Annotated in this window: 25 protein-coding genes; 15 read left to right on the top strand and 10 right to left on the bottom strand. The window is 68.3% G+C overall.

Annotated elements, in window-relative coordinates:
- Positions 1-7 precede the first annotated feature (7 nt).
- Together dnaN and dnaA are read right to left on the bottom strand one after the other, a co-directional pair.
- Positions 8-1,168, bottom strand: a complete 1,161-nt coding sequence (gene dnaN, locus ACEN9V_RS11780; RefSeq protein ID WP_402727550.1) for a DNA polymerase III subunit beta — start codon at positions 1,166-1,168, stop codon at positions 8-10.
- A gap of 470 nt (positions 1,169-1,638) precedes the next feature.
- On the bottom strand, positions 1,639-3,099 hold the full coding sequence (gene dnaA, locus ACEN9V_RS11785) for a chromosomal replication initiator protein DnaA (RefSeq protein WP_402727549.1): 1,461 nt from the start codon (positions 3,097-3,099) through the stop codon (positions 1,639-1,641).
- 460 nt (positions 3,100-3,559) lie between these two features.
- Here dnaA and rpmH point away from each other — a divergent pair, with 460 nt between their 5' ends.
- The 9 genes from rpmH (at position 3,560) to ACEN9V_RS11830 (ending at position 9,162) form a co-directional block, all read left to right on the top strand.
- Positions 3,560-3,697: a 50S ribosomal protein L34 gene (gene rpmH, locus ACEN9V_RS11790; protein ID WP_071299798.1), complete on the top strand. Its 138-nt coding sequence runs from the start codon at positions 3,560-3,562 to the stop codon at positions 3,695-3,697.
- Positions 3,698-3,795: 98 nt separating this feature from the next.
- Positions 3,796-4,146, top strand: a complete 351-nt coding sequence (gene rnpA, locus ACEN9V_RS11795; RefSeq protein WP_281266300.1) for a ribonuclease P protein component — start codon at positions 3,796-3,798, stop codon at positions 4,144-4,146.
- Positions 4,143-4,523, top strand: coding sequence for a membrane protein insertion efficiency factor YidD (yidD, locus tag ACEN9V_RS11800; protein ID WP_348639034.1), 381 nt, complete (start codon positions 4,143-4,145; stop codon positions 4,521-4,523). The genes rnpA and yidD overlap by 4 nt, the downstream gene beginning before the upstream one ends.
- 8 nt (positions 4,524-4,531) lie before the next feature.
- Positions 4,532-5,500, top strand: a complete 969-nt coding sequence (gene yidC, locus ACEN9V_RS11805; protein WP_402728309.1) for a membrane protein insertase YidC — start codon at positions 4,532-4,534, stop codon at positions 5,498-5,500.
- Positions 5,501-5,998: a protein jag gene (locus ACEN9V_RS11810; protein WP_402727547.1), complete on the top strand. Its 498-nt coding sequence runs from the start codon at positions 5,501-5,503 to the stop codon at positions 5,996-5,998. It begins immediately after the preceding gene.
- Entirely contained in the window at positions 5,995-6,633 is a 639-nt protein-coding gene (gene rsmG / locus ACEN9V_RS11815) for a 16S rRNA (guanine(527)-N(7))-methyltransferase RsmG (protein ID WP_413600467.1), read from the top strand. Before ACEN9V_RS11810 ends, rsmG begins: the two co-directional genes overlap by 4 nt.
- A gap of 85 nt (positions 6,634-6,718) precedes the next feature.
- Positions 6,719-7,612: a ParA family protein gene (locus ACEN9V_RS11820; protein WP_281266297.1), complete on the top strand. Its 894-nt coding sequence runs from the start codon at positions 6,719-6,721 to the stop codon at positions 7,610-7,612.
- A complete protein-coding gene (locus tag ACEN9V_RS11825) occupies positions 7,612-8,592 on the top strand; it encodes a ParB/RepB/Spo0J family partition protein (RefSeq protein ID WP_413600468.1) in 981 nt (326 codons plus the stop codon). Before ACEN9V_RS11820 ends, ACEN9V_RS11825 begins: the two co-directional genes overlap by 1 nt.
- Positions 8,593-8,850: 258 nt before the next feature.
- A complete protein-coding gene (locus tag ACEN9V_RS11830; RefSeq protein ID WP_413600469.1) occupies positions 8,851-9,162 on the top strand; it encodes a helix-turn-helix domain-containing protein in 312 nt (103 codons plus the stop codon).
- A 2-nt stretch (positions 9,163-9,164) separates the two neighbouring features.
- Here the strand turns inward: ACEN9V_RS11830 and ACEN9V_RS11835 are convergent, their stop codons facing one another.
- From ACEN9V_RS11835 to ACEN9V_RS11870, 8 genes are all read right to left on the bottom strand, one after another.
- A complete protein-coding gene (locus ACEN9V_RS11835; RefSeq protein ID WP_413600470.1) occupies positions 9,165-9,752 on the bottom strand; it encodes a ClpP family protease in 588 nt (195 codons plus the stop codon).
- Positions 9,749-10,402, bottom strand: coding sequence for a ClpP family protease (locus tag ACEN9V_RS11840; RefSeq protein WP_413600471.1), 654 nt, complete (start codon positions 10,400-10,402; stop codon positions 9,749-9,751). Before ACEN9V_RS11840 ends, ACEN9V_RS11835 begins: the two co-directional genes overlap by 4 nt.
- Before the next feature lie 103 nt (positions 10,403-10,505).
- Positions 10,506-11,099 (bottom strand): YdcF family protein, encoded by a 594-nt coding sequence (locus ACEN9V_RS11845; RefSeq protein WP_413600472.1) that lies wholly within the window; start codon positions 11,097-11,099, stop codon positions 10,506-10,508.
- 30 nt (positions 11,100-11,129) lie between these two features.
- Positions 11,130-12,092: a D-alanine--D-alanine ligase gene (locus ACEN9V_RS11850; protein WP_281266292.1), complete on the bottom strand. Its 963-nt coding sequence runs from the start codon at positions 12,090-12,092 to the stop codon at positions 11,130-11,132.
- A 46-nt stretch (positions 12,093-12,138) separates the two neighbouring features.
- Positions 12,139-13,443 carry a PLP-dependent aminotransferase family protein gene (locus ACEN9V_RS11855; RefSeq protein WP_413600473.1) on the bottom strand — a complete coding sequence of 435 codons (1,305 nt, stop codon included), beginning with the start codon at positions 13,441-13,443 and terminating at the stop codon, positions 12,139-12,141.
- A 167-nt stretch (positions 13,444-13,610) separates the two neighbouring features.
- The gene (trxA, locus tag ACEN9V_RS11860) at positions 13,611-13,937 is read right to left on the bottom strand and encodes a thioredoxin (protein WP_017887828.1); all 327 of its coding nucleotides are present in this window, start codon (positions 13,935-13,937) and stop codon (positions 13,611-13,613) included.
- A gap of 60 nt (positions 13,938-13,997) precedes the next feature.
- Entirely contained in the window at positions 13,998-14,984 is a 987-nt protein-coding gene (trxB, locus tag ACEN9V_RS11865) for a thioredoxin-disulfide reductase (protein WP_413600474.1), read from the bottom strand.
- A gap of 77 nt (positions 14,985-15,061) precedes the next feature.
- Positions 15,062-19,072, bottom strand: coding sequence for a DUF6049 family protein (locus tag ACEN9V_RS11870; RefSeq protein ID WP_413600475.1), 4,011 nt, complete (start codon positions 19,070-19,072; stop codon positions 15,062-15,064).
- A 123-nt stretch (positions 19,073-19,195) separates the two neighbouring features.
- Between ACEN9V_RS11870 and ACEN9V_RS11875 the strand changes: the two genes are divergently transcribed.
- From ACEN9V_RS11875 to ACEN9V_RS11900, 6 genes are all read left to right on the top strand, one after another.
- Entirely contained in the window at positions 19,196-20,632 is a 1,437-nt protein-coding gene (locus ACEN9V_RS11875; protein WP_413603057.1) for a CCA tRNA nucleotidyltransferase, read from the top strand.
- A gap of 161 nt (positions 20,633-20,793) precedes the next feature.
- Positions 20,794-21,186, top strand: coding sequence for a 30S ribosomal protein S6 (gene rpsF, locus ACEN9V_RS11880; RefSeq protein WP_281266286.1), 393 nt, complete (start codon positions 20,794-20,796; stop codon positions 21,184-21,186).
- A 3-nt stretch (positions 21,187-21,189) separates the two neighbouring features.
- Positions 21,190-21,762, top strand: a complete 573-nt coding sequence (locus ACEN9V_RS11885; protein ID WP_402727536.1) for a single-stranded DNA-binding protein — start codon at positions 21,190-21,192, stop codon at positions 21,760-21,762.
- A gap of 47 nt (positions 21,763-21,809) precedes the next feature.
- Positions 21,810-22,067: a 30S ribosomal protein S18 gene (gene rpsR, locus ACEN9V_RS11890; RefSeq protein ID WP_071278496.1), complete on the top strand. Its 258-nt coding sequence runs from the start codon at positions 21,810-21,812 to the stop codon at positions 22,065-22,067.
- A gap of 14 nt (positions 22,068-22,081) precedes the next feature.
- The gene (rplI, locus tag ACEN9V_RS11895) at positions 22,082-22,534 is read left to right on the top strand and encodes a 50S ribosomal protein L9 (protein ID WP_281266284.1); all 453 of its coding nucleotides are present in this window, start codon (positions 22,082-22,084) and stop codon (positions 22,532-22,534) included.
- Between the two features lie 188 nt (positions 22,535-22,722).
- Positions 22,723-23,016, top strand: coding sequence for a WXG100 family type VII secretion target (locus tag ACEN9V_RS11900; RefSeq protein ID WP_126889958.1), 294 nt, complete (start codon positions 22,723-22,725; stop codon positions 23,014-23,016).
- Positions 23,017-23,182 lie beyond the last annotated feature (166 nt).

The following is a 23,182-nucleotide window of genomic DNA, read 5'->3' on the forward strand; positions in this document are numbered from 1 at the left end:
GTTGCGCTTACCGCAGCAGGAGATTGGGCTGCAGCAGGTACCGGTATCCGTCCGTCGCCGGTTCCTCGCGGGAGGACTGGCCGGTGATGAGCACCGGGCCCGGCTTGTTGGGGTTCTCCGTCTTGGTGAAGGAGATGCGGACGAACTCGGAGTGCACCGCGTTCAACCCGTCCAGGAGGAAGGCGGGCTTCAACGAGACCACCGTTTCCTCACCGGTCAGCAACGCATCGATCGACTCTGACGCCTGCGCTTGTTCGGAACCGATCGCCTCGAGCGTGAGCCCGTCGACCGTGAAGGAGAACCGGAGCGCCGCTTCGCGCTCCAGGACGAGGGAGACCCGTCGGACCGCTTCGACCAGCTCAGCCGTGTTGATCACGGCGTGGTCCTGGACGGTCTCGGGGAAGAGCCGGCGGACCGGCGGGTAGTTGCCCTTGATGAGCAGGGACGTCACGGTCTTGTCGTCGGCGTGGAACGCGATGAGCTCGCGGTCCGAGGTGCCGCTGATCGAGACCGACACCGTCGACGCGGAGCCGAACGTGCGGCCGACTTCCTGCAGGGTGCGCGCGGGGACGAGCGCGTGCATCGGCTCCGTCGTTCCGGGAGCAGCACCGGCGCGACCGGAGTCCCACTGGATGGTGCGCACGGCGACGCGGTAGCGGTCCGTGGCGATGAGGGAGAGGTCGTTGTCGCCGACCTCGAGTTGAACGCCGGTGATGACGGGGGTGACGTCGTCGCGGCTGGCGGCGACGGCGACCTGGGAGACGGCTTCCGAGAACGCGTCGCCCGGGATCACACCGGTCTGGGCGCCCACCTCGGGAAGGGTCGGGTACTCCTCGACCGGCATGCTCAGGAGCGTGAAGTGCGCGGATCCGCAGGTGACCGTGATCCGTGACTCGTCCGTGGAGAACGTGACGGGGGCGTTCGGCAGGCGGCTCGCGATGTCGTTGAGCAGGCGACCCGAGACGAGGACCGTGCCCGCGTCGTCGATCTGCGCGGAGATGGACGTCTGCGCCGAGACCTCGTAGTCGAACGACGAGAGCGTCAGTCGATCGCCCTCGGCGTGGATGAGGACACCCGACAGGATCGGGAGGGTCGTGCGCTGTGGGAGGAGCTTCACCGCGAATGAGACGGCTTCGGAGAAGACGTCCCGGTTGACCTCGAACTTCACAGCTGGGACCCCTGTCGATCGTTGGACTGTCCGGCCGCCCCATTGTGGCACAGCCCAGCGGGACCCGGATTTCTTGTCATGCCGCCGTCCACAAGGTTGGCCCAGGGATCCCGATCGTTAAGCAGGAATAAGAGTGTTAACGCCTGTGCACACTGTGGATAACTCTGTGCATGCCTGTCAGCGACAGGGAACTACAACGGTGTGACTTGTGGGCGGGGTGTGAGCGTTAACGGGATGAATGAATCTCATCTATCCACTTCCATCCCCAGTCTCCACAGATGCCCCATCCACTGTGAACAACCATCCGGCGTGTCATCCACAGTTATCCACAGGCTTTCCACACTGTGAGAACTCCGCCGCATGGAACCGTCTCAGATGGTGGACGCGCGCCGACGCGCGCCGATCTCGGGGACCCGAGGCCGGCCTCCCGTCGGCGTGAACAGATGTTCCGACGGTCGCGAGCGATGCGCTCAGCGGTACCGGCGGTCCTGCTTGATGCGGCTGGTCAGCTCGGTCACCTGGTTGTAGATGGACCGGCGTTCCTTCATGAGCTCCGCGATCTTCTTGTTCGCGTACATCACCGTCGTGTGGTCCCGGTTGCCGAACAGCTGCCCGATCTTCGGCAGCGACAGGCTCGTCAGCTCCCGGCAGAGGTACATCGCGATCTGTCGTGCGGTGGCGATCGCCTGTGAGCGGGACGACCCGTAGAGGTCGTCGACCGAGAGCTTGAAGTACTCCGCGGTGTGGTTGATGATGTCCGTCGGCGCGATGACGTTGTCCTCGTCGAGCGTGATCAGGTCCTTGAGGACCGTCTGCACGAGCGCCATGTCGACGGCCGTCCGGTTCAGGCTCGCGAACGCGGTGACGCGGATGAGCGTCCCCTCGAGCTCACGGATGTTGCTCGACACCTTCGACGCCATGAACTCGAGGATGTCGTCCGGCACCTGCAGGTGGTCGGACTGCGCCTTCTTGCGGAGGATCGCGATGCGGGTCTCGAGGTCCGGCGCCTGCACGTCGGTGATCAGGCCCCACTCGAACCGGCTGCGCATCCGGTCCTCGAAGCCGGTGAGGTGCTTCGGCGCGACGTCGGACGTGATGACGACCTGCTTGTTGTGGTCGTGCAGCGTGTTGAACGTGTGGAAGAAGGCTTCCTGCGTCGAGTCCTTGCCCTGGAGGAACTGGATGTCGTCGATCAGGAGGATGTCGATGTCGCGGTACCGCTGCTGGAACTGGTTCGAGCGGTTGTTCGCGATCGAGTTGATGAAGTCGTTCGTGAACTCCTCGCTCGACACGTACCGCACCCGGATCCCCGGGTAGAGGCTCTCGGCGTAGTGGCCGATCGCGTGCAGCAGGTGTGTCTTGCCGAGCCCGGAGTCGCCGTAGATGAAGAGCGGGTTGTAGGCCTTCGCCGGCGCTTCCGCCACGGCGACCGCGGCGGCGTGGGCGAACCGGTTCGAGGCGCCGATGACGAAGTTGTCGAAGTTGTACTTCGGGTTCAGCCGTGACTCCGGGCGACCGCTCGTCCCCGGTGCGTCGATCTGGCTCGGGACGAACGGTGCCTCGATGTACTGGCGGGGTGCCGCGCTCTGCTCGACGACCTGGTCGGCGGCGACCGGTTCGGCGTAGGTCGGCACGGTCGGCTCGACACGGGGCTCCGAGGCCATGTCCGGGTTCACGGTGATCGCGAAGTTCGCCACGGTGTCGTCGCCGATCCGCGAGACCGCCTCGGTGATGGGGACGCGGATGCGCTGCTCGAGCATGCCGCGGGTGAGGTCGTTCGGGACCTCGAGGTAGAGGGTGCCGGCGAGGACGCCCTTCGGCTCGACGAGGTTGAGGAACCCGTGCAACTGCGGGGTGATCCGGTCGTCCTCCGCGAGGAGTCCGAGGACCGACGACCAGAGGTCCTCGACGGGGTCGGCCGGCATCGTCATGTCGCGCTCGTCTCCAGGGGGTCTCGTGTGGTCGGTGCTGCGGACGTGCCAGGGCGCACGGGCGGGCGCGGCGGCGGTCGGTTTCCGGCGAGTCGTCCGTGGCTTCGGGTGGCTTCGTCGACGCCGTCGTGCCGCGGGCTTCCCACAGGGTTGTCCACAGTGTTGTCCACGATCGCCCTGGGCCGCGAGGTCGGAGTGCTCCCCCGTCGTACCGGGCCTGCAGGCGGATCGTTCCGACCACTGTAAAGGACCGAGGCGGGTCGCACCGAACGGAAGTTGTCCCCAATGTGGACAACGGGCTCCGTCCTGGCAGTCGTCGTGAACGGGGTGATCGGCGTTTGACCTCCTCGCCGCTGTCACGTACCGTTAACCAGTTGACTGCGGCCCCCTTGGTCGCGCCCACCTGCGTCAACCAACGTATTCGTGACGGCTCGCCTCGAGCAGCCGTGTGGAGAAGATCATGAGCAAGCGCACCTTCCAGCCGAACAACCGTCGCCGCGCCAAGAAGCACGGCTTCCGTCTCCGTATGCGCACCCGCGCCGGCCGCGCCATCCTGGCCGCACGCCGTGCCAAGGGCCGCACCGAGCTCAGCGCGTAAGACGAACCTGGTCGCAGCTGCACCCCGCGCCGCGTCGGTCGGACCCCGTGTCCGACCGGGCGGCGCTTCGGTGTGCTCTGCGATCGGTCGGTGACGCCGTGCTGGCCCGTGGGAACCGCATCGTCCGTGGGGACGACTACCGGAACACCGTGCGTCGTGGTCGCAGGAGCGCCACGGCGAACGTCGTCGTCTCGGTGGTCCGTCGTACGTCGGACACGTCGGCGCCCACACGGTTCGGCTTCATCGTCGCGAAGACGGTCGGGAACGCGGTGACCCGCAACCTCGTCCGCCGTCGGCTCAAGGCGATCGCGCACGAGCTGCTCGGGTCGGTGCCCGTCGGGCACGACGTGGTGGTGCGCGCACTGCCAGCCGCTGCGCAGGCCGGATGGCCTACCCTGCTCGAAGACGTCTCGCGATCGTTCGCGCGCGGTGTGGAGAAGGCAGCATGAACCGGACGCTCCTGATGCGGGCCCTGTGGGTGGCAGCGTTGCTCCCTCGCAACGCCTGCGTCGTCGTGCTCCGCGCCTACCGTGCCGTGATCTCCCCGCTGTACGGCAACGTCTGCCGGTACCACCCCTCGTGCTCCCGCTACGCGCTGGAGGCGATCCAGCAGTACGGCGTCGTCCGCGGGACCGCGATGGGCGCGTGGCGGATCGGTCGGTGCAACCCCTGGGCCGCCGGCGGCATCGACGACGTCCCCGAGCGGCGCAAGCCCTTCATCGTGAACCGGTTCGGCTTCGTGCTCGCGCCGGTCCAGCAGCAATCGCAGTCCTCGGTCGGCATGGTCCGCCCGGTGCTGCTCCCCCAGCGCACTCGAAAGGCGTGACCGTCCTCATGGACCTCATCGGTACGATCCTCTGGCCGCTCAAGTGGGTGGTCTCCGCCATCCTGGTCGGCTTCCACTGGGTCTTCGAGTCCCTCGGCATGGACCCGGGCGCCGGCATCACCTGGGTGCTGTCGATCATCTTCCTGACCTTCGTGGTCCGCGCCGCGCTCATCCCGATCTTCGTGCGGCAGATCAAGTCGCAGCGCCGCATGCTCGAGGTCGCGCCGCAGCTCAAGAAGATCCAGGACAAGTACAAGGGCAAGAAGGACCAGTTCTCGCGTGAGGCCATGAGCCGCGAGACCATGGCGCTCTACAAGGAGACCGGGACGAACCCGCTGAGCTCCTGCCTGCCGCTGCTGCTGCAGATGCCGATCTTCTTCTCGCTGTACTCGGTGCTGCACGAAGCGCAGATCAACAAGACGGGCATCGGCCTGCTGACGAACGACCTCGCTGCGTCGTTCGGCAACGCCTCGCTCTTCGGCGCTCCGCTGCACGAGACCTTCACGAACGCGTCCGGCTGGGAAGTCCGGGTCATCGCGGGCTTCATGATCGTCGTGATGACGGCATCGCAGTTCGTCACCCAGCTGCAGCTCGTCGCGAAGAACATGTCCCCGGAGACCAAGGAGTCTCCGATGTACCGCCAGCAGAAGATGATGCTGTACGTGCTCCCCCTGATCTTCGTGATCTCGGGTCTCTCGTTCCCCCTCGGCGTCATGTTCTACTGGCTCGCCTCCAACATCTGGACGATGGCGCAGCAGTACTTCGTCATCCGCAGCATGCCGACGCCCGGCTCCGAGGCTGCCCTCGCCCGTGAAGCCCGCCTGGCCAAGAAGGCCCAGCGTCGCGGGACGCCCGCTGGTGTGCTGGCCGAGGCCGGCGCCGGCGCGGGTGCGGCGGAGATCGAGGCCGTGCGCGTCACGACCCAGCGTCAGCAGCCGGTCGGCAAGCAGCGCTCGAAGAAGAACGGGAAGAAGTAAGTGACCGAGCAGGACATCGCCGCCACCGTCGAGCCCACCGAGGTCGACGACGACACCCGCGACGAGGCGGACATCGCGGCCGACTACATCGAGGAACTCCTCGACATCTGCGACCTCGACGGTGACATCGAGATCGAGGAGCGCGCTGGTCGCGTCTACCTCTCGGTGACCGACGAGGGCAACGCGCTACGGGTCCTCGCCAAGCCGGACACGGTGTCGGCGCTCCAGGAGCTCACGCGCATCGCCGTGCAGGCGGAGACCGGCGAGTTCAGCCGTCTCATCCTCGACGTCGGCGGCTCGCGTGACGCCCGCGCGTCGGAGCTCCAGCGGCTCGTCGACACCGCGGTCGAGCGCATCGAAGCCGGGTCGGCATCCGCTGCACTCCCCCCGATGTCGTCCTACGAGCGCAAGCTCGTCCACGACCTCGTCGCCGAGAAGGGCTTCCGTTCGGAGTCCGAGGGCGAGGGTCGCGACCGTCACACGGTCATCACCCGATGACGGACGCTCCGGTCCTCGAAGCAGAACCGGCGGTCGCCGCCACGCTGTTCGGTGACCGGCTCGAAGTGGCTCGGTCGTTCACGAACGAGCTCGCCCGGCGGGGCGAGGAGCTGGGCCTCATCGGCCCGCTGGAGCTCCCACGGTTGTGGACGCGACACATCCTCAACTCCGCGTTGTTGGCGCCGCTCCTGGAGGCTGATGGTCGCGTGGGCGACGTCGGCTCCGGTGCCGGGTTGCCGGGTCTCGTGCTCGCGATCGCCCGTCCTGACGTGTCCATGACGCTCATCGAGCCGATGGAGCGTCGGGTGGACTGGTTGCAGTCCGAGGCAGACCGGCTCGGCCTCGACAACGTGACGGTGCTGCGCGCGCGGGCCGAAGACGTGTCGGACGACCTGGTGCTCGACCAGGTCACAGCGCGCGCCGTCAGCGCTCTCTCGAAGCTGATCCCGATCACGGTGCCGCTCGTCCGGTCCGGCGGGCAGCTCATCCTGATGAAGGGCGCGCGGGTCGATGACGAGGTAGCCGCGGCACGCAAGGTCATCCTGCGGAAGCGTCTCTCGGATGTCGAGGTGCTCGAACTCGGAGTCGGTGTGGTCGAGGAGACCACGCGGGTGTTCCGGGCTACAGTTGACTGACGCCGTGCGGCGCTGAGATCGATCGCGGATCGGGCCCAGCGCCCCGCGTTCCACGTGAAACATCGAACCGGGGAAGAGGCACTCGTTGAGTTCATCGACCGACTACGACGCGTCGACGCCACTCGCGCGTGAGATCGCTGATCTGAACCGGCGCCGGCGGGCCATCGCCACCGAGCAGTTCCCGCTGCCGGACAAGACCCGCATCATGACGGTCTCGAACCAGAAGGGCGGCGTCGGCAAGACCACGACGACCGTGAACCTGGCGGCTGCTCTTGCGCACGGCGGTGCACGAGTGCTCGTGATCGACCTCGATCCGCAGGGCAATGCGTCGACGGCGCTCGGTGTGAACCACCAGGCGGAGGTCGCGAGCATCTACGACGTGATCGTCGACGAGGCTCCCATCGCGGACACGGTGCAGCGCTCCCCAGAGTCCGAGACGCTCTGGTGTGTCCCCGCGACGATCCACCTGGCCGGTGCGGAGATCGAGCTCGTGTCGCTCGTCGCGCGCGAGCAGCGGCTCCGGACAGCCCTCGATCAGTACCTCTCGTCGCTCGACGAGCCGTACCACTACGTCTTCATCGACTGCCCGCCGTCCCTCGGGCTGCTGACGATCAACGCGTTCGTCGCTGCGCAAGAGGTCCTGATCCCCATCCAGTGCGAGTACTACGCGCTCGAAGGGCTGAGCCAGTTGCTCCGGAACATCGAGCTCATCGAGCGGCACCTGAACCCGAACCTACGGGTGTCGACGATCCTGCTCACGATGTACGACAGCCGCACGAACCTCGCGAACCAGGTGGCCGCGGACGTTCGCGAGCACTTCGGCGACCAGGTGCTCAAGGCGATGATTCCCCGGTCAGTCCGGGTGAGCGAGGCGCCGAGCTACGGTCAGAGCGTCGTGGCGTACGACGTCAACTCCACTGGTTCGCTCTCCTACCTGGAGGCGGCCGCCGAGATCGCAGCACGAGGAGCGAAGCACTGATGGCACCCAAGCGGACCGGACTCGGCCGGGGAATCGGCGCACTCATCCCCACGGCGGCTGACCAGCAGGAACGCCCGGTCGACGTGTTCTTCCCGACCGGCGGATCGCCCTCGTCGGCGCCGGCCGTGGACGGTGGCACTGCGGAGGATCTCGTCGCGGTCCCCGGTGCACGTCTCGCGAACCTCAACCCGCTCGACATCGTTCCGAACGCGCAGCAGCCCCGTGTGGAGTTCCGCGAGGAGGAGCTCCAGGAACTCGTGCACTCCATCCGCGAGATCGGCGTGCTGCAGCCCATCGTGGTCCGACCACTCGCGGGCGCCACCGGGACGCAGCCGCAGTACGAGCTGATCATGGGCGAGCGCCGGCTGCGTGCGACGAAGGAGCTCGGTCTCGCAACGATCCCGGCGATCGTCAAGGACACGCCGGACGACGCGATGCTCCGGGACGCGCTGCTCGAGAACCTCCACCGCGCGAACCTCAACCCGCTGGAAGAGGCGTCCGCTTACCAGCAGCTCCTCGCGGACTTCGGGATCACGCAGGAGCAGCTCGCGCAACGCATCGGTCGTTCGCGCCCGCAGATCACGAACACGATCCGGCTGCTCCGGCTCCCCTCCCCCGTGCAGCGACGCGTCGCGGCTGGTGTGCTGTCGGCCGGACACGCTCGCGCGATCTTGGCGGCGCCGGATGCTGAGGCGATGGAGTACCTCGCCGAGAAGATCGTCAACGAGGACCTCTCCGTCCGCCAGGCTGAGGCGGCGGCGCAGCAACTGGCGCAGGGCAGCCCGAAGAAGACGCCGACGCAGCCGAGCAAGCGGCACGCGCACTTCGCGGACGTTGCCGAGCGTCTGGGTGATCGGTTGAACACGCGCGTCCGGATCGCCGTCGGCGCCCGCAAGGGTCGCGTGACGATCGACTTCGCCAACGCCGCTGACCTGAACCGAATCCTCGGCGAACTCGGCGCCGAGGATGTCAACGGCTGACAGACAGGCTCGAACGGCGCATGTTCCACGTGGAACGGAGCCCCATCCGGATCAAGAGCTGTGCTGAACGGCCTTGTGGGGCCGATTGCGGGCCGAACGGGTCGCCGTGCGTGCGACAGGTCGGGAACGCGACTTGAGGAGCGGAGCGCGTCTGGAGCCGGGCCGCGAGTGCTTGTTCGCTGTCGGCGTTCCACGTGGAACATCGAGACCGCCGTCGAGCGGCCAAGCTGGACCTGCAGCCGACTTGAGGAGACGCTGATGTCCGACACTGATGCCACCGAACCCCTGTGGCGACACCTGGTGGGCGCACGACTCCGCGACCTCCGGCGTGATCGGGCCGCCACCATCAACGACGTCGCTCGGCGTGCGGGAGTGTCACCGCAGTACCTGTCGGAGATGGAACGCGGTCGCAAGGAGCCGTCCAGCGAGATGATCGCCGCCGTGGCTGGTGCGCTGGACACCTCCCTCCTCGACCTCACCAGTGCTGTCGCCGAAGGACTCAGAGCGCGCGCGCACAACGACACCAGCGCTGGCTCGCAGGTCCGGACGGAGTTCGCGCTGGCGGCCTGACCTCAGCGAGCCGCGAGGACGTGGTCGATCAGTCCGTACTCACGGGCGTGGATGGCCGAGAACACGCGGTCGTGATCCGTGTCGGCGCGGAGGCGTGCGGCCGTCTGTCCGGAGTGCTCCGCCACGATCGCTTCCATATCGCTCCGGATGCGCACGAGCTCGTCCGCCTGCAGGATGAGGTCCGGGATCGTCCCCTGCCCCTGTGACGCCGGTTGATGGAGGACCACTCGGGCATGTGGCAAGGCCGCACGCTTGCCTGCAGCGCCGGCAGCGAGGAGAGCAGCTCCGACTCCCACGGCCTGTCCGACGCAGGTCGTCGCGACGTCCGGCTTGATGAAGCGCATGGTGTCGTAGATGCCGAGCATCGCGCTGGGGTCTCCCCCGTCGCAGTTGACGTACAGCTGGACGTCCGAGTCCGGGTTGTCGGACTCCAGGTAGAGGAGCTGTGCGATGAGGGTGTTCGCGACGCCGGCGTCGACAGCGGTACCGAGGTAGACGATGCGCTCGGTGAGCAGGTGGGAGTAGACATCCATGATGCGTTCGCCGCGCGGATCACGCGCGACGACGTTGGGGATCGTGTAGCTGCTCATCGCGCCACCCCCACTCCGACACCGTCGGAGCCGGTACCGACGAAGCCGGTCCGCGATCGTCCGGCCCGTGGCGTGGGAACGATGTCCTCAGTGCTCGTGAGGATGACGTCGACGAACCCGTAGTCCAGTGCTTCCTGGGCGGAGTACCAGTGGTCGTGGAGGGAGTCCTCGAAGACGCGCTCGAGTGGCTGCCCGGTGTCGCTCGCGATGAGTCCAAGCACGGTGTCGCGGGTGGAACGCAGGGCGTCTGCTTGCAGCTCGATGTCCACGGCCGAACCGCCGATGCCCGCTGACCCCTGGTGCATCAGGACGCGGGAGTGTCGAAAGGCGCGGCGCTTCCCCGGCGTCCCGGCGGAGAGCAGGAACTGTCCGGCACTGCACGCCATGCCGAGGACGAGCGTGCTCACGTCGTTCGGGATTGCCCGCATGAGGTCGCGGATCGCGAGCATCGCGGGGACGGAGCCACCGGGTGAGTGGATCCAGAGCTGGATGTCTGTGGCGGGGTCGTCAGCGCTCAGCGTGAGCAGTTGCGTCATGAGCAGCGTGCCGTTGTCGTCGTCGAGTGCCCCGTCGAGCACGAGGACCCGTCGCTCGAGCAGTTCTCGACGTGCATGCGTGTCGAACATCGGGATGGAGGGTGAATCAGCCATGTGCTCAGCGTCTCCCCGTGCGGGACCGCGCGCACGGCATGCTGCTGAGAGCAGCGCTGCCGACAGCAGCGCGAGTGTTCCACGTGGAACACCCGACGGTCCGTCAGCGCAGTGCGCGCAGCTTCAGGAGCCCCACCACGGCGAACAACGGCTTCACGTGGGACATCTCCCCGAAGCGTTGTTCCCGGCCGCGCACGAGGCGCGCAGCGAGGTCGGGGCGCTGACGCCGCAGGTACTCCCGCGCCTTCTCGGCGTGCAGCGCGTTCGACGCGAAGACGATCCAGTCCGCGGACTCGAGATCGGGGATCACATTGCGGACGTTCTCCCAGGTGCTGGTACTCGCCGTCTCCTCGATCAGCGGGCCGTCCCAGCCGAGCTCGGAGCGGATGTACCGGGCGAGGAGGGTCGCTTCGGCGACGGATCCACGGACCGATCCCCCACTGGTGACGATCGTCGAGGTTCCCGGTACGGCCGACCGAACGGCCATCCGCGCGCGCCATCGGTTGATGCTGTTCGCGGTGGGCCCCGAGTCGGCGAACCCGAGCACCACGACGACGCCGTGGTTCTTCCGCCCGATCCGGGCGGTACCGAGACGACGAGTGGACGCACGGGCGTGCACCCACTCGGACCAGACGACTGCCCCGAGCGCTGCGCCGATCACCGCGGCCGCGATGGACGTTTCACGTGGAACACGCATGCGCAGAACGCTCGCACGGGGCATTCGCGACTACGCGTTGTGGTCGCGCATCGCCTGCTCGGCGAGTTCGGCGTAGGTCCAACCGAGGTCGAACCCCGACGCGGACAGTGCCTGCGGCACCAGGGAGGTCTCGGTGAGACCCGGGAGCACGTTCGCCTCCAGGAACCAGGGAGTCCCCGCGCCGTCGATGATCAGGTCGACGCGGGAGATGTGCCGGAGACCGAGCGCACTGTGGGCGGCGACGGCCGCCGACGCTGCTGCCGCCGCGTGCTCGTCCGAGAGACGGGCCGGGGTGTAGAACGTCGTCTCCCCCGCGTTGTAGCGCGCCTCGAAGCCGTAGAAGCCGTTCCTGGGCACGATCTCGACCGGAGCCAGGGCGACGGGACCGTCGCCCGTGTCGATGATCCCCACGGCCACCTCGGTGCCACGGATGAGCTGCTCCACGACGACGTCGTCGCAGTACGTGTACGCGGTCACCATCGCTCGCGGGAGGTCGTTCGTGTCCTCGACGAGCGTGACGCCCTGCGCGCTCCCGCCCCGTGCCGGCTTGACCGCGAGCGGGACCGGGTGCTCTGCCGCGATGCTCTCGAGGACCCCGACAGCACCGAGCTCGCGGAAGACGTCGTGGGACAGCGTCACCGAGCGCGGGGTGTGCACGCCGGTCCTGGCGACCAATGCGGACGCCGTGGGCTTGTCCCATGCCAGCCGGGCCGACGTGGAACGAGAGCCGACGAACGGGATGTCCAGGGCCTCCAGGATGCCGCGGAGCGCACCGTCCTCGCCGGACGCGCCGTGCAGGGCCGGCCACACGACGTCCGGGCGGGATTCGGTGAGGGCCGGCAGCAGGGACGCGTCAGCGTCCCGGAGGTCGACCTGCCAGCCGTACCCCGTCAGCGAGTCAGCGACCCGACGGCCCGACCGCAGGGAGACATCACGCTCGTGCGAGATGCCCCCAGCGACGACGACGACGTGGCGACGGGTGAGCTCGGCCATGCGAGGGGACCTCCGGGTACTGCGTGATGCGCGTGAAAAGTGCTGATCAGGAGATGTTGGGCGGCGGAGCGCTCACCGAGGAGCCCTGACGCACCACGGTGTTCGGACGCGTCGCGGGCCCGAACGTCTCGATGAGTTCGAGCTCGTCGTTGACGACGTTCGCGAGCCGCTTCACGCCGACGCGGATCTGCTCGGCTGTCGGGTAGCAGAACGACAGACGGATGTGCTGCTGACCCCGACCGTCCGCGTAGAACGCGGTACCGGGCGTGTAGGCCACGAGCTCCTTGACGGCACGCGGCAGCATCGCCTTGGAGTCGAGCGATTCCGGCAGGGTCAGCCAGACGAAGAACCCACCGTTCGGCTTGGTCCACGTCAGGTCCGGGAGGAACTCCCCCAGCGCGGAGAACATCGCGTCGCGGCGCTCCGTGTAGATGCCGCGGAAGGTGTCGACCTGGCCCTTCCAGTCGGCTGCGTCGAGGTAGGCGTTCACGACGTACTGGCCGAAGGAGTTCGGCGCGAGGACCGCTGATTCGTTGGCGAGGACGAGCTTCTCGCGGATCGCGTGCGGCGCGAGGGCCCAGCCGACGCGGAAGCCGGGTGCGAGCGTCTTCGAGAACGACCCGAGGTACACCACGCCCTCGTCGTCGATCGACCGGATCGCCTGCGGCGCGGGCTCGTCGAACCAGAGGAGTCCGTACGGGTTGTCCTCGAGCACCAGGATGTTGTTCGAGCGGCAGATGTCGAGCACCTCGATGCGGCGCTCGCGGCTCATGGTGACGCCGGCGGGGTTGTGGAAGTTCGGGATCGTGTACAGGAACTTCATCCGCTTGCCTACTGCACGGAGGTTCGCGATCGTCTCGCGGAGCGCCTCCGGTACGAGACCGTGCTCGTCCGTCGCCACGTGGACCGTCTCGGCCTGGTACGAGCGGAACACGCCGATCGCGCCGACGTACGACGGGGACTCGGCGAGGACGACGTCGCCCGGGTCGATGAACAGCCGCGTGACGAGGTCGAGCGCGTGCTGCGAGCCGGTCGTCACCACGACGTCCTCGGCGCTCGCGCGGATGCCCTCGAGCGACATGATGTCCACGATGTGCTCGCGCAGGGAGCGCAGGCCCTGCCCGCCGCCGTACTGCAGGGCCATGGCGGCGTCCTCGGCCATCACGCGGTCCAGGGAGCCCGTGACGAGCTCACGCGGGAGCGCGGAGACGAACGGCATGCCGCCGGCGAGCGAGACCACCTCGGGCCTCGACGCGACGGCGAACAGCGCTCGTACCTCGGATGCGCTCAGCCCGGCGGTGCGCTGGGCGTAGGAGTCGTACCAGGGGTCGAGACTGTTGCCGTTCGTCATCGAGTTCTCCGTTCACTCGGCATTCCAGCCACAGTACGACATGCAACCCGGAAACCCGGGGTCCCGGGCGCAGGCCGATCGGAGTCCCGTGGCTCTTCTGGGGCAAAGCGAACGCCCCGCCCTCCGATGGAATGGAGGACGGGGCGTTCGGGTCTGTGTGCAGGTGCCTACGCGAGGAACTCCGCGAGGTCGGCCTCGAGCGCCGGCTTCGGCTTGGCGCCGATGACGGTCTTCACGACCTCGCCGCCCTTGAACACCTTCATCGCCGGGATCGACGTGATCTGGTAGTTCATGGCCGACTGGGGGTTGTCGTCGACGTTGAGCTTGACGATCTCGATCTTGCCGGCGTGCTCCTCGGCGATCTGGTCGAGGATCGGCGAGACGGCGCGGCACGGGCCACACCACTCGGCCCAGAAGTCGACGAGGATCGTCTTGTCGGACTTGAGGACCTCGTCCGAGAAGGTGGCGTCGGTGACTGCCTTGGCGTTGGACATGTGTACTCCTTCGGAGTGGTCGGTCAGTGAGGTGAACGGCGGAGACCGCCGTGCAATTCCCTAGGCGGAGACGGTCACGGGCTCGACCGGGGTCTCACCCTCGGCCTGGTCCGTCAGCGTGTCCTCGAGGTCGGCGAGGTACTTCTCGGCGTCGAGCGCTGCGACGGCACCCGAGCCGGCGGCGGTGATGGCCTGCCGGTAGGTGTGGTCGAGCACGTCGCCGGCCACGAACACCCCGGGGACGCCCACGGCCTTCGAGGTGCGACCCTCGACGGCGATGGTGCCCTCCGGCGCCAGTTCGAGCTGCTTGTGGACGAGGTGCACGCGTGGGTCGTTGCCGATCGCGATGAACAGGCCGTCGAGCGCGAGTTCGCTCTCGGTGCCGTCGACGGTGTCCTTCAGCGTGACGCCCTCGACCGAGGAGGCACCGGTGATCCCGACGACCTCCTTGTTCCACGCGAACTCGATCTTCGGGTCGTTCATCGCGCGGTCCTGCATGATCTTCGACGCGCGCAGGGTGTCCTTGCGGTGGATGACCGTGACCTTGTCGGCGAAGCGCGTCAGGAACGTCGCTTCTTCCATCGCGGAGTCGCCACCGCCGACGACGGCGATGTTCTTCTGTCGGAAGAAGAAGCCGTCGCAGGTCGCGCACCACGAGACACCGTGACCGGACAGACGCTCCTCGTCGGCGAGGCCGAGCTGACGGTACGCCGAGCCGGTCGCGTAGATGACCGCGAGGGCCTCGTACGTCTCGCCGGAGCCGACGGTGACCTTCTTGACGTCGCCCGTGAGCTCGACGGAGACGGCGTCGTCGTACAGGACCTCTGCGCCGAACTTCTCGGCCTGTTCCTGCATCTTGATCATGAGGTCGGGACCCTGGATGCCCTCGGGGAAGCCCGGGAAGTTCTCGACCTCGGTCGTCTTCGTGAGCTCGCCGCCCGTCTCGACGCTCGAGGCGACGATGAGTGGCTTGAGCTGGGCGCGTGCGGCGTAGATGCCGGCGGTGAACCCGGCCGGGCCGGAACCGATGATGATGAGCTGGCGCATGCCTGAATGCCCTTCCGTTGCGTCTGACCGGGTCAACACATGGTACCGGCGCGGCATTCCGCAGCACCCGGGAACGGTCAGCGGCCCAGGCGGGCCCTCAGGATGTCCACGGCGCCGCGGATCTCGCCGTTCTTCGCGACGACGAGTGCGACGAAGTACACGATCACCATCACCGCACCACTGAGCGCCACGGTGATGAGTGCGCTCGTGAAGTCGGCCATCGCGAACCCGTCGGCCGAGAACGTGCCGAAGAAGTTCGCGACGAGGAGTCCTGCGACCCCGGCGATGAGTGCGGCGATGACGAACTGCACGTGCGACCGGGTGACGTTCGCACCCTCGATGCCGTGCAGGCGTCGGCGCACGAGCACCAGCGCGACGATGGTCTGGGCGGTCCCGGCGAGCGTCGTGCACGCCGCGACACCCACGCCGATCGCGGTGTTCGGCAGGGTGGTCACGGCGAGGGCACCGATCACGAACAGCCCCGACTGCACGAGCTGCATGAGGAACGGCGTCCGGTGGTCGTGCATCGCCCAGAAGACCCGCTGGATGATGAAGAGCATGCTGAAGAGGACGAGTCCCGGCATGTAGGCGACGAGCACCGCTCCGACGGACAGCGCGCCTTCGAAGTCGGGCGCGAACATCCGGCCGAACGGGACGGCGACGACGATCAGTGCGACGGTCGCGAACACGGTGAAGAGTCCGACGATCCGGAGCGACAGCGAGAGGTTCCGACGGACGGCCGCGAGGTCGCCGCGTTCAGCGTCGTGGCTCATCCTGGTGAAGTAGGCGGTCGCGATCGACACGGTGATGATCGAGTGCGGGAGCATGAAGAGGAGCCACGCGTTCTGGAGCACGGCGTTGCCGGCGCTCCCGGTGCCCAACGATCCGACCCGCGACTGCACGATGCCGGCGAGTTGCGTCACGAGGATCATCGCGAAGAGCCATCCCGCAGCGGTCCCGGTGGACTTGAGGCCGACGCCCCGCCACTTGAAGTCCGGCCGGAAGCGGAGACCGGCGCGGCGCCAGAACAGCGGCAGGAACGCGGCCTGCGCCAGCACCCCGAGGGACGCGCTGCCGGCCAGGACGGCGATCTTCAGCGGGGTCCACGTGTCGACGCCGGAGTTCTCGGCGCGGCCACCGAAGAGCGCGATGAACACGATGAGTCCGGCGATCGCGATGACGTTGTTGATGAGCGGCGCCCACGTGAACGGACCGAAGAACTGCTTCGCGTTGAGCACCTCACCGAGCAGCGAGTACAGCGCGTAGAAGAGGATCTGCGGGAGGCACCAGAACGCGAGCGCGACGGCCAGATCGGTCTGGGCAGCGGAGAACCCCTTGCCGTCGGTCGCCTGTGCCGCGTACAGCCGGACGAGCAGCGGGGCGAGCACCGTGGCGACGACCGTGATCACGAGGAAGACGGACGCGCCGAGCGTCACGATCTTGTTGACGTACGCGGCGCCGCCGTCGGTGTTCTGCTTCATCGCCCGCACGATCTGCGGGATGAGCACGGCCGAGAGCAGGCCGCCAGCGACGAGGGCGTAGATGTTGTTCGGGATCTGGTTGGAGACCGCGAACGCGTCAGCAGCAGGCGAGTGGGTCTGCCCGATGGCGAACGCGAGCACGAACGTCTTCGCGAACCCCAGGATGCGCGACGCCATCGTCCCCGCCGCGAGCATGGCGCTCGCCCGCCCGAGGCTCCGCTCCGCGACGGGCTCGGCGTCGACGGCGGGCTGGGGTTGGGTGGCGCTGATGGTCGGCTCCTCGGGGTCGCGGTCGGTGAGCGTGGCGGTGGAACCGGCCATGGGCACGGCCGCAGCGGACCCGGTGGCGGCGGACGGGCCTCCTGGCTGGGTCTCCCCCGGTGCCGGCGGCTGCACCTCGAGCGGACGGTTCGGGTCCTCCTCGACCTCTTCCGGCTCCCCGTTCCGGCGTCGGCGCAGCCGGCGACGGACGTTGCGGTAGATCCCCAGGCCGAAGATCGCGATGACGGCGATGGCCGCTGCCGCCGTGATGAACGTCTCCCACTGCGCCTGCACGTTGATCTCGACGGTGGCGGGATCGGCGATGCGGACGCCGGTGGCGCTGGTGAGCGACATCGTGAGCTCGACCTTGCCGTTGGCGACGGACTGGACGGGGAACGTCACGCGGCTGGAGGAGTCCGGCTGCACGGTGACCTTGACCGCGTTCTTCTCGATGCGCAGGAACGAGTTCGAGGGCTGGACGGTGAGGAACACCGTGACCGGGAACTCGGAACGGTTCCGGATGGAGATGGGCAGGGACGACCGGTCGCCGAGCAGGGTGATGCTGCTGCCGTCGAGGATCCCGACGCTGGAGACCGTCTTGGCGGACTGCGTCACGCGGGTGTCGACGGCTTTGGTGAACGCCTCGTCGTCCGCGCGGAAGGCGTTGGACGCCGCTGCGAGGGTCTCGAGTCGCGCCGGAGCGGTCAGGTCTGCGGGGTTCTCGATCGCGGACGCGAAGTCGGTGAGGTTCCGTTCGGACTGCACGAGCCGGCGGAGCTGGTCGAGACGGGCGTCGCTGTTCGGGGAACTCGTGAGCGTCAGGGACCCGGGAGTCGTCGCGGCGGCCGTGGACAGGTCGGCGGGCGAGACCCACGCGGTGCGCTCGAGGGCGTCGAGTGCCTGGCTCAGGCGGCTGGAGTCCGTCGGCCAGTCGCGGCCGAGCGTGAGCAGGACCGGTCCGTTCGTGCCGCCCTGGCGTGACACGGTGGCGAGTGTCGCGGTGAGCTTGCTCATGGCACTCGACCACTCGCGCTGCGTGGTCGCGGTGGCGGCGTCGCGGAGCAGCTTCGACATGCCGCCGTCGGACACGAGGACCTGGTCGTCGCCGATCTTCTCGGAGGCGCTCAGTGACGTGTTCGCGCCGGCGGAGGTGTTCCCGCTCGAGACGATCGTCGACTTGGTACCGGCGTCCGCGAGCGCGTCGATGTCGTCGGTTGCGACGGTGCCCTCCGCCGGCCACGAGATCGCCGACATCGAGTACGGGAAGTCGAGGAGGGACGCGGTGGTCGGCAGGGTCGTCCCGGCGTCCGCTTCGCCGGCGGCGGGGTCGTTCGTGGGGTTCGAGTCGGGGGTGGCGCTCGGGGTCGGGGTCCCGGTGCTGCCCGGCGTCGCGCTCGGCGTCGGGGTCGGGGTGCTGGCACCGGGGAAGTCGTCGGGGTCGATCGACTGGTCGAGCGAGATCGGGGCGAGGATGCCGGAGGAGCCCGCCTGACGGAGGCCCGTGACGTCGGCGTCCGCGTAGGAGAGCGCGAAGGTCTCGTTGCGCATCCGCTCGAGTCGCTGCAGCCACGCCGTCGCGGACGACGGGGCGTTCTCGCCGAGGATCCGGATCGACGCGATGATCCTCGGGTCGATGCCGAGCGCGACGTTGTGGTCCTGCGCGGCGTTCAGCTGCTGGGTGAGCGTGCCGTCGACGCTGGTGGCGCTCGCGAGGTCCTTGCCGGAGATCAGGCCGTCGGGGTTCGCGGGCATCGTGATCGGCATCGCGACCGAGACACCGACCGGGGTCTGTTCGTAGTCCGGGTACCAGGTGATCGCGGAGCGGGCGACGGCGCTCGTGGAACCCGCCGTGTAGTCGGCCGCGATGCGCCTGGCGCCGAAGGAGGAGTACCCGCCGAGCGCGACGTTGCCGGAGACGATCGTGACGTCGTCCAGGGTGACCGAGCGGTGCGCGGGGACCTCCGGCACGTCGACGGAGTCCATCGGGGCCCCGAGGTAACCGGTCGTGCTGGTGTCAGCGAGCCAGTCGCTGAGCACGTCCCGCGTGCCCGCGTACTGCCGGAAGATGTCGAGTTCTGCACTGCCGGCCGGCAGGTCGGAGTCGGTGTCGTTGGTCACCGTCAGCGAGAGCCTGAGGTCCTGGTCGGGCTGCAGCACGCCCCGGTCGGCGGGGACGATGTCGATCGTCGCCTTGCCCGCGTCGGTGGCGGCCGGGTGCGCCAGGTGGGTCTTCGCCGTGGGGGCGGTCGTCGCCTGTGCGGCGGTCACGGCGGTGGGCGTGACGACGAGGCCGAGGGCGACCAGGGCGGACGCGGCGGCGGCGAGCGAGGTGCGGAGAATGTGCATGCGAGATGGCCCGGGATCGGTTCGGACCTCGGACGAGTGTATGAGGCGCGACCATGAGAGCCTCGCGTGCGCGCCAGGGTGGTGGACAACCGGCAGCGACGATCTGGGATGATCGAGGACGTCATGCAGTCCGTAGCCCAGGCCGTCGAACGACTCGACGCACTCGCCGCCACCGCGCCCGTCGCCGTCCTCGCCCGCGCCTTCGCGGACGCCGGGCACGAACTCGCGCTCGTCGGCGGGCCGGTCCGCGACGCCTTCCTCGGTCGCCCGGTGACCGACCTGGACTTCACGACGGACGCCCTCCCCGACCAGGTCCTGGCGATCGTCGAACCCATCGCGGGTGCGACGTGGGACGTCGGGCGCCAGTTCGGCACGATCGCGGCCAGGGTCGAGGGCGAACAGGTCGAGATCACGACCTACCGCAGCGACGTCTACGACGGTGAGACCCGGAAGCCGGAGGTGGCGTTCGGCGACACCATCGAGGACGACCTGCTCCGTCGCGACTTCACGGTGAACGCGATGGCGCTCCGGCTGCCGGCGCGGGAGCTCGTCGACGTGCACGGCGGTGTCGAGGACCTGCTCGCCGAGCGGCTCCGCACGCCCCAGATGGCCGAGACCTCGTTCCGGGACGACCCGCTGCGGATGATGCGCGCCGCACGCTTCACCTCGCAGCTCGGGTTCACGGTGTCGGACGACGTCCGGGACGCGATGGAGTCCCTCGCCGACTCGATCGAGATCGTCTCCGCCGAACGCGTCCGGGACGAGCTCGTCAAGCTGCTGAACACGGACGACCCCGTCCCGGGCATCCGGCTCCTCGTCGACACCGGGCTCGCCGAGCGGTTCCTGCCGGAGCTGCCGGCGATGCGCTTGGAGATCGACGAGCACCACCACCACAAGGACGTCTACGAGCACTCGCTCACCGTCCTGACCCAGGCGATCGGGTACGAGGCCGAGCGGCACGCGGGGGAAGCACCGGACACGGTCCTGCGGCTGGCGGCGCTCCTGCACGACATCGGCAAGCCCGCGACGCGGAAGCTCGAACCCGGCGGCGCCGTGAGCTTCCACCACCACGACCTGGTCGGGTCGAAGCTCGCGAAGAAACGACTCCGTGCGCTCCGGTTCGACAACGACACCATCGCCGCCGTCGCCCGCCTGATCGAGCTGCACCTGCGCTTCTTCGGGTACACCGACGGCGCGTGGACGGACTCCGCCGTGCGCCGCTACGTCCGCGACGCCGGACCCCAGCTCGAGCGGCTGCACGAACTCACCCGCTCCGACGTCACCACGAGGAACCGGCGGAAGGCCGATCGCCTGGCGTTCGCGTACGACGACCTCGAGGACCGCATCGAGGTCCTCTCCAAGCAGGAGGAACTCGACTCGATCCGTCCCGACCTGACCGGCGACGACATCATGCGCATCCTCGACATCCCGCCGGGGCGTGCCGTCGGTGAGGCGTACCGCTTCCTGCTCGAGGCGCGGATGGACGAGGGTCCCCTCGGCGCCGAGGCAGCCGAAGCGCGCCTGCGCGACTGGTGGGCCGCCCGGGACGCCACCGCCTGATCGGCTCGCACCGATCCGGCGGAACGGTGGCGCGCCTCCAGGCCGTCCGCTAAGCTTGCGGGGTTGTGCCGACCGCACCTGCGGATCCGGCGCACATGCATCAACCCTCCTGTTCCGGGAACCGCCCGGAGCCGTTCGAGACCAAAGGAGGTGGGTTCCGCATGCACCAGTACGAACTGATGGCGATCCTCGACCCCGAGATCGATGAGCGCACCGTCGCTCCCAGCCTGGACAAGTTCCTCGCCGTGATCCGCAACGACGGTGGAACCGTCGACAACGTGGACGTCTGGGGCCGTCGTCGCCTGGCCTACGAGATCGCCAAGAAGACCGAGGGCATCTACGCCGTCGTCAACTTCACGTCCTCGCCCGAGGCCGCCAAGGAGCTGGACCGCCAGCTCGGTCTCTCCGAGGCCGTGCTCCGCACGAAGGTCCTCCGCGCCGAAGAGGGCATCGCACAGGTCGCCGCGCAGAAGCAGCGCGACGAGGCCCGTGCCGCCCGCAAGGCAGCGAACGCTGCCGCCGCCCCGGCCGCCGCGACCGCGAGCGCCGAGTAACCGATGGCCGGCGAAACCGTCATCACGGTGGTGGGGAACCTCACTGCTGACCCCGAGCTGCGCTACACGCAGAACGGGCTCGCTGTGGCGAACTTCACCATCGCATCCACCCCTCGCACGTTCGACCGTCAGGCGAACGAGTGGAAGGACGGCGAAGCGCTGTTCCTCCGTGCGAGCGTGTGGCGCGAATTCGCCGAGCACGTCGCGGGGTCGCTGACGAAGGGCTCGCGCGTCATCGCGCAGGGTCGTCTCCGTCAGCGCTCGTACCAGGACCGAGAGGGCCAGCAGCGTACGAGCATCGAACTCGAGGTCGACGAGATCGGCCCGTCGCTCCGCTACGCGACCGCGCAGGTCACCCGTGCAACGGGTGGCGGCGGCGGCCGTGGACAGGTCGGCGGCGGTGCCCCGGCCGGTGGCAACGGCGGGAACTGGAACAACAACGGCGGCGGCAACGCTTCCGGTGGTGGCCAGTCCGACGCACCGTGGTCCCCGCAGGGCGGCCAGCAGGGTGGTCAGCAGGGGAACGACGTCTGGTCGACCCCCGGTGGCACCTACGACGACGAGACCCCGTTCTGATCCTCGCGATCACACGGTAGACAAACTTCTCCCTAAGGAAAAACACAATGGCTGGAAAGAGCAGCGGCGACCGCCGCAAGCCTCGCGGCAAGGGCGGCAAGAACGCCGCTCCCGCGAAGTCCATCAAGGTCGGTGTCATCGACTACAAGGACGTTGCGACCCTTCGCAAGTTCATCTCGGAGCGTGGGAAGATCCGCGCCCGTCGCATCACCGGCGTCTCCGTCCAGGAGCAGCGCCTCATTGCCCGTGCCGTGAAGAACGCCCGTGAGATGGCGCTCCTCCCCTACGCCGGCTCCGGCCGCTGATCGGAGGTCGACACATGTCGAAGCTCATCCTCACCCACGAGGTCTCCGGCCTCGGTTCCGCCGGTGACGTCGTCGACGTCAAGAACGGCTACGCCCGCAACTACCTCATCCCCCAGGGCTTCGCCGTCGCGTGGTCCAAGGGCGGCGAGAAGCAGGTCGAGTCGATCCGCGCCGGCCGTGCCGCTCGCGAGCTCGCCACCATCGAAGAGGCCCAGGACCTCAAGATGAAGCTCGAGAACGCCACCATCCAGCTGACCGTCAAGGCCGGCCAGGACGGCCGTCTCTTCGGCTCCGTGCGTCCGGCGGACGTCGCCGCGGCCGTCGAGGCCCAGGGCGTCGGCTCGCTCGACAAGCGCAAGGTCGAGGTCCCCGCGACCATCAAGACCACCGGTGACCACGAGGCCACCGTCCGTCTGCGCGAGGACATCGTCGCGACGATCTCGCTGAAGGTCGTCGCCGCCAAGTAAGGCAGCGTCTGTTCCGTTGAAAGGCGGGTCTCCTCCGGGAGGCCCGCCTTTCGTCGTTCCCGCTGGTCACCCCGTCGAAATTGCGGTGAACAACTCACCAACACCCCCGTTCGGGGGTGCGCGGCCGGTTAGCGTCATTGCGGCCTCCGATCCGGGGGCGACCGGAAACCGCGAACAAGGAGCACGCAATGCCCAACTTGAACGTCACGTACGGCGAGATGCAGGACGCCGCGACCCGACTCGTGAACGGTGAGCAGGACATCACCTCGAAGCTGCGTGAGCTGAAGTCGCTGGTGGACTCGTTGATCTCGGGTGGCTACGTCACGGACCAGTCGTCGGTTGCCTTCGGGAGCTCGTACCAGGAGTTCAACGACGGTGCGACGAAGACGATCGAGGGCCTCGAGGGCATGTCGATGTACCTGAACAAGGCGGCCGAGGCGCTGCAGCAGACCGACCAGGAACTCGCGAACGCCATCAAGTAGTCGGATCGCCCGGGGCCCTGCCGAACCGGTCGGGCCCCGAGCGCCGTTCGCGTCCACCTCACCGATCGGGAGCACCCCATGGCTGACCTCATCATCTCCAGCGCCGTCCTCGAGCAGGACCTGCACGACGAGCGCACCACCGAGTCGACCGACGCGAGCGACGCCT

Origin of the sequence: Curtobacterium sp. Curtsp57 (genome assembly GCF_047324335.1) — a bacterium.
Taxonomy (GTDB): domain Bacteria; phylum Actinomycetota; class Actinomycetes; order Actinomycetales; family Microbacteriaceae; genus Curtobacterium.

Bases quoted from the DNA above. Each gene is read 5' to 3' on its own strand.
- dnaA (WP_402727549.1), bottom strand. From the start codon at position 3,099: ATGACGATGCCGGCCGACCCCGTCGAGGACCTCTGGTCGTCGGTCCTC.
- rpmH (WP_071299798.1), top strand. From the start codon at position 3,560: ATGAGCAAGCGCACCTTCCAGCCGAACAACCGTCGCCGCGCCAAGAAG.
- yidD (WP_348639034.1), top strand. From the start codon at position 4,143: ATGAACCGGACGCTCCTGATGCGGGCCCTGTGGGTGGCAGCGTTGCTC.
- yidC (WP_402728309.1), top strand. From the start codon at position 4,532: ATGGACCTCATCGGTACGATCCTCTGGCCGCTCAAGTGGGTGGTCTCC.
- rsmG (WP_413600467.1), top strand. From the start codon at position 5,995: ATGACGGACGCTCCGGTCCTCGAAGCAGAACCGGCGGTCGCCGCCACG.
- ACEN9V_RS11825 (WP_413600468.1), top strand. From the start codon at position 7,612: ATGGCACCCAAGCGGACCGGACTCGGCCGGGGAATCGGCGCACTCATC.
- ACEN9V_RS11830 (WP_413600469.1), top strand. From the start codon at position 8,851: ATGTCCGACACTGATGCCACCGAACCCCTGTGGCGACACCTGGTGGGC.
- ACEN9V_RS11835 (WP_413600470.1), bottom strand. From the start codon at position 9,752: ATGAGCAGCTACACGATCCCCAACGTCGTCGCGCGTGATCCGCGCGGC.
- ACEN9V_RS11840 (WP_413600471.1), bottom strand. From the start codon at position 10,402: ATGGCTGATTCACCCTCCATCCCGATGTTCGACACGCATGCACGTCGA.
- ACEN9V_RS11845 (WP_413600472.1), bottom strand. From the start codon at position 11,099: ATGCGTGTTCCACGTGAAACGTCCATCGCGGCCGCGGTGATCGGCGCA.
- ACEN9V_RS11850 (WP_281266292.1), bottom strand. From the start codon at position 12,092: ATGGCCGAGCTCACCCGTCGCCACGTCGTCGTCGTCGCTGGGGGCATC.
- ACEN9V_RS11855 (WP_413600473.1), bottom strand. From the start codon at position 13,443: ATGACGAACGGCAACAGTCTCGACCCCTGGTACGACTCCTACGCCCAG.
- trxA (WP_017887828.1), bottom strand. From the start codon at position 13,937: ATGTCCAACGCCAAGGCAGTCACCGACGCCACCTTCTCGGACGAGGTC.
- trxB (WP_413600474.1), bottom strand. From the start codon at position 14,984: ATGCGCCAGCTCATCATCATCGGTTCCGGCCCGGCCGGGTTCACCGCC.
- ACEN9V_RS11870 (WP_413600475.1), bottom strand. From the start codon at position 19,072: ATGCACATTCTCCGCACCTCGCTCGCCGCCGCCGCGTCCGCCCTGGTC.
- ACEN9V_RS11875 (WP_413603057.1), top strand. From the start codon at position 19,196: ATGCAGTCCGTAGCCCAGGCCGTCGAACGACTCGACGCACTCGCCGCC.
- rpsF (WP_281266286.1), top strand. From the start codon at position 20,794: ATGCACCAGTACGAACTGATGGCGATCCTCGACCCCGAGATCGATGAG.
- ACEN9V_RS11885 (WP_402727536.1), top strand. From the start codon at position 21,190: ATGGCCGGCGAAACCGTCATCACGGTGGTGGGGAACCTCACTGCTGAC.
- rpsR (WP_071278496.1), top strand. From the start codon at position 21,810: ATGGCTGGAAAGAGCAGCGGCGACCGCCGCAAGCCTCGCGGCAAGGGC.
- rplI (WP_281266284.1), top strand. From the start codon at position 22,082: ATGTCGAAGCTCATCCTCACCCACGAGGTCTCCGGCCTCGGTTCCGCC.
- ACEN9V_RS11900 (WP_126889958.1), top strand. From the start codon at position 22,723: ATGCCCAACTTGAACGTCACGTACGGCGAGATGCAGGACGCCGCGACC.